The organism is Mycobacteriales bacterium (assembly GCA_035550055.1).
Taxonomy (GTDB): Bacteria; Actinomycetota; Actinomycetes; order JAFAQI01; family JAFAQI01; genus DASZTV01.
In genome coordinates, this window is record DASZRO010000102.1 from 1 (window position 1) to 3,659 (window position 3,659).

4 protein-coding genes are annotated in these 3,659 nt (G+C 69.3%); all 4 read left to right on the top strand.

Annotated features, from left to right (window positions below; translation table 11 throughout):
- Window positions 1–1,299 (top strand): AMP-binding protein (locus VG899_15055; GenBank protein ID HWA67678.1); only part of this gene is annotated, 1,299 nt, incomplete at its 5' end.
- On the top strand, window positions 1,299–1,493 hold the full coding sequence (locus VG899_15060; protein ID HWA67679.1) for a ferredoxin: 195 nt from the start codon (window positions 1,299–1,301) through the stop codon (window positions 1,491–1,493). The genes VG899_15055 and VG899_15060, both read left to right, overlap by 1 nt.
- A 10-nt stretch (window positions 1,494–1,503) precedes the next feature.
- Window positions 1,504–2,775, top strand: coding sequence for a cytochrome P450 (locus VG899_15065; GenBank protein HWA67680.1), 1,272 nt, complete (start codon window positions 1,504–1,506; stop codon window positions 2,773–2,775).
- A 12-nt stretch (window positions 2,776–2,787) separates the two neighbouring features.
- Window positions 2,788–3,659 (top strand): MFS transporter (locus VG899_15070; GenBank protein ID HWA67681.1); only part of this gene is annotated, 872 nt, incomplete at its 3' end.

A 3,659-nucleotide genomic window follows, 5' to 3' on the forward strand; every position in this document is an offset into this window, starting at 1 on the left:
ACCGCAGCGGAGGCGGCGTACGTCGTCGCGGACTGCGGTGCGAAGGCGCTGTTCGCCGACGTCCGGTTCGCCGAGGTGGCGAAGGCCGCGGCGGCCGCCGCCAAGCCCACCCTCGCGCTGTCGATCGGCGGTGCTATCGAAGGCTTCACCGGCCTCGAGCAAGCAGTGGCGGACTACTCCGGCGACGACCTGCCGGACGCGCGGCTCGGTACGACGATGATGTACACCTCCGGCACGACCGGGCGCCCCAAGGGTGTGCATCGCGAGATCACCGGCAAGATGAGCGACTCGTCGATGGCGATGACCCAACGGCTACGCGACGCGGCGGGCTTCCAGCCGGGCAAAGACGCCTCGCTCATCACCGGCCCGCTCTATCACGCGGCGCCGCTGCTGTTCGGGCTGAGCATGCCGCTTGCCTTCGGCACCACCGTTGTGCTGATGGACGGCTGGGACGCCGAGGAGATGCTCCAGCTCGTCCAGCAGCACGCCATCACGCACATGCATCTCGTGCCGACGATGTTCCACCGGCTGCTGTCCCTGCCGGCCGAGGTACGCGAGTCCTACGACGTCAGCTCGCTGCGCCAGATCTGGCACGGCGCCGCGCCCTGTCCGGTGCCGGTGAAGCAGCAGATGATCGAGTGGCTCGGGCCGATCATCTGGGAGTACTACGGCGCCACCGAAGGCTTGACGACGATCGTCGACTCCCACGAGTGGCTGGCGCGGCCGGGCACTGTCGGACGCCCCGAGGACGGCCAGGTCGAGATCCGCGACGACGACGGCAACCGGCTGCCCGCCGGCACGCCGGGGACCGTCTACATCGCGGCGTCGCCGGACTCCCGGTTCCGCTACCACGGCGACGAGGCGAAGACCGCCGACACCTATCGCGGCGACTACTACACCGTCGGTGACATCGGCTACCTGGACGAGGACGGCTGGCTGTTTCTCACCGACCGCAGCGCGAACCTGATCATCTCCGGCGGCGTGAACATCTATCCCGCCGAGGTCGAGGCCGTCCTCATCACGCATCCCGCGGTCGGCGACGTGGCGGTGATCGGCGTACCCAGCGAGGAGTGGGGAGAGGTGGTCAAGGCCGTCGTCGAGGTCCAGCCCGGGCTGGCCGGCGACGACGCGCTCGCTGCCGAGCTGATGGAGTTCGCCCGGAGCAGGCTCGCCGGCTACAAGTGCCCGCGCAGCGTGGACTTCGTCGACCGGCTGCCGCGGGAGGACAACGGCAAGCTGTACAAGCGCAAGCTCCGCGAGGCGTATCGGCTCGCCGCCGGCAGCGATAACGTCGGATGATGCGCGTTTCGATCGACAGTGTGAAATGTCAGGGCCATGGGCGCTGCTACACCCTGGCTCCCGAGGTCTTCGACGAGGACGGCGAGGGCCAGGGTCTCGTGCTCGGCTCCGGCGACGTCGCGCCTGACCAGGAGGCGGCCGTTCATCTCGCCGAGGCCAACTGCCCTGAAGGCGCAGTGGTGATCGAGAAGTGAGCTCGTCGTCGTGACCACTGACGAGCGGTTCGGCCGCAGCTTCGAAGAGCTGCGCTCCGACCGCGAGTTCGGCACCCGCAGTCCCGTGGTGACCGGGCCGGTTTCGGACTGGGCGACCGACTTCTCGCACATGGAGCCGGAGTGGGCCGCGGACCCGTACTCGATCCAGGACGACCTGCGTGAGCGCTGCCCGATCGCGCACACCGACCGGTTCGGCGGCGGCTGGCTGCCGGTGCGCCATGACGATGTCGCCGAGATCGCCTACGACACCGACCGGTTCTCCTCGCGCTCGCCGGTGGTGGGGAACTTCCGGCCGCCGGTGAGCCTCGCTCCGGTCGGCGGCATCCCACCGATCTCCTCGGACCCGCCGTTCCATCACGACGCGCGCAAGCTGTTGCTGCCCGCCTTCACTCGCAACGCCGTCGCGAAGCTCGAGCCGGCAACCCGCGAGTTCTGCCACAAGCTCATCGACGACATGGGCACGGCCGACGTCGTCGACGCCGCGTCGCAGTACGCCCAGCACATCCCTGCCCGGGTCATCGCGTCGATGCTCGGCTTCCCGCAGGAGGACGGGCCGAAGTTCCGCACTTACATCGAGGACACCCTCGAAGGCATCAACCTGCCGCCCGAGGAACGGTTGGAGAAGGTCGGCGCACTCTTCTCCTACCTGCTCGAACAGATCAGGGCGCACCTCGACAACCCGGCTGACGACCTGACGACGTACCTGATCGACGCCGAGCTGTACGGGCAGAAGCTCGACCCGTTCCACGTCGCCGGCACGATCTCGCTGATGCTGGTCGCGGGCATCGACACCACGTGGAGCGCGATCGGTGCATCGCTGTGGCACCTCGCGCAAACGCCGGCTGACCGCGCGCGGCTGGTGGCCGAGCCAGAGCTGCTCCCGACCGCGATGGAGGAGTTCCTGCGGGCGTTCGCCCCGGTCACGATGGGCCGGCTGGTGAAGCAGGACATGACCTGGCACGGCGTCGAGATGAAGGCGGAGGACTGGATCCTGCTGTCGTTCCCGGCGGCCAACCGCGACCCCGCGAAGTTCGACCGCGCGAACGAGGTCGTGATCGATCGCGAGGTCAACAAGCACGCCGCGTTCGGGCTCGGCATCCACCGCTGCCTCGGCTCGCACCTCGCCCGGATGGAGCTGCGGGTCGCGCTCGAGGTGTGGCTGGAGCGCTACCCGGAGTTCTCGCTGGCGGATCCGGCTGCGGTGCACTGGTCCACCGGGCAGGTCCGGGGACCACGCACCCTTCCGTTGCGGGTCGGGTAGTAGCCCAGCACGTTGGCCAGGGGGACGGCCGCGGCGCGAGCCGCCGCAGCGGTTGCGGTCGCCGAAGAGGCGATCGTCGACGGCGACGTGGCGATCGCCGCCGGCGAGCTTCGATCACGGCCGGGTACGGCGCGGTCGGCGTTGCGTTCACGAGATCTGCGCACGCTGTGGCTGGCCACCTTCGCCTCCAACATCGGCACCTGGATGCAGAACGTCGCGCTGGGCGCCTTCGCCTACCGACTGGAGCACTCGGCGAGCTTCGTGGCCTGGGTCGGCTTCGCCCAGCTCGGACCGGTCCTGGTGCTGGCCCCGGTGGGCGGGCTGCTCGCCGACGTCGTGGACCGCCGCAAGCTGCTCGTCCTCACCAACCTCGAACAGCTCGCATTCTCCGTCGCGCTCGCGCTCGTCGCCGCAGCGAGCCATCCGTCGAAGGTGCTGCTGTTCGGCGTCGTCGTGGCCATCGGGGTCGGCAACGCGTTGAGCGGGCCGCCGCTGTCCAGCCTGCTGCCCAACCTGGTGCCGCGCCAGGATCTGCCGGGCGCGGTGTCGCTGCAGTCGGTGCAGATGAACCTGTCGCGTGTCATCGGTCCGGCGATCGCCGGTGTCCTCCTGCCGGAGATCCACGCCAGCGGCGTCTTCGCCATCAACGCCGGCACGTACCTGTTCGCGGTCGCCGGCGCGGTCGCCATCCGGCCGGTGGCTCAGCCGGAGAGCTTCAACGAGGGCGGCCTACGCCGGTTGCTCGGCGGTGTGGTCGTCGCCCGCGAGGATCCGGTGATCCGCTCCGTCCTGCTCACGATCGCCGCCATCTCGTTCTTCTGCCTGCCCTTCATCGGATTGATGCCGGCGATCGGCGGCGAGAACCTGCATCTCGACGTCAACGG

What these genes read in the sequence shown, in the direction of transcription:
- VG899_15060 (HWA67679.1), top strand. Translation starts at nt 1,299, where the DNA reads ATGCGCGTTTCGATCGACAGTGTGAAATGTCAGGGCCATGGGCGCTGC.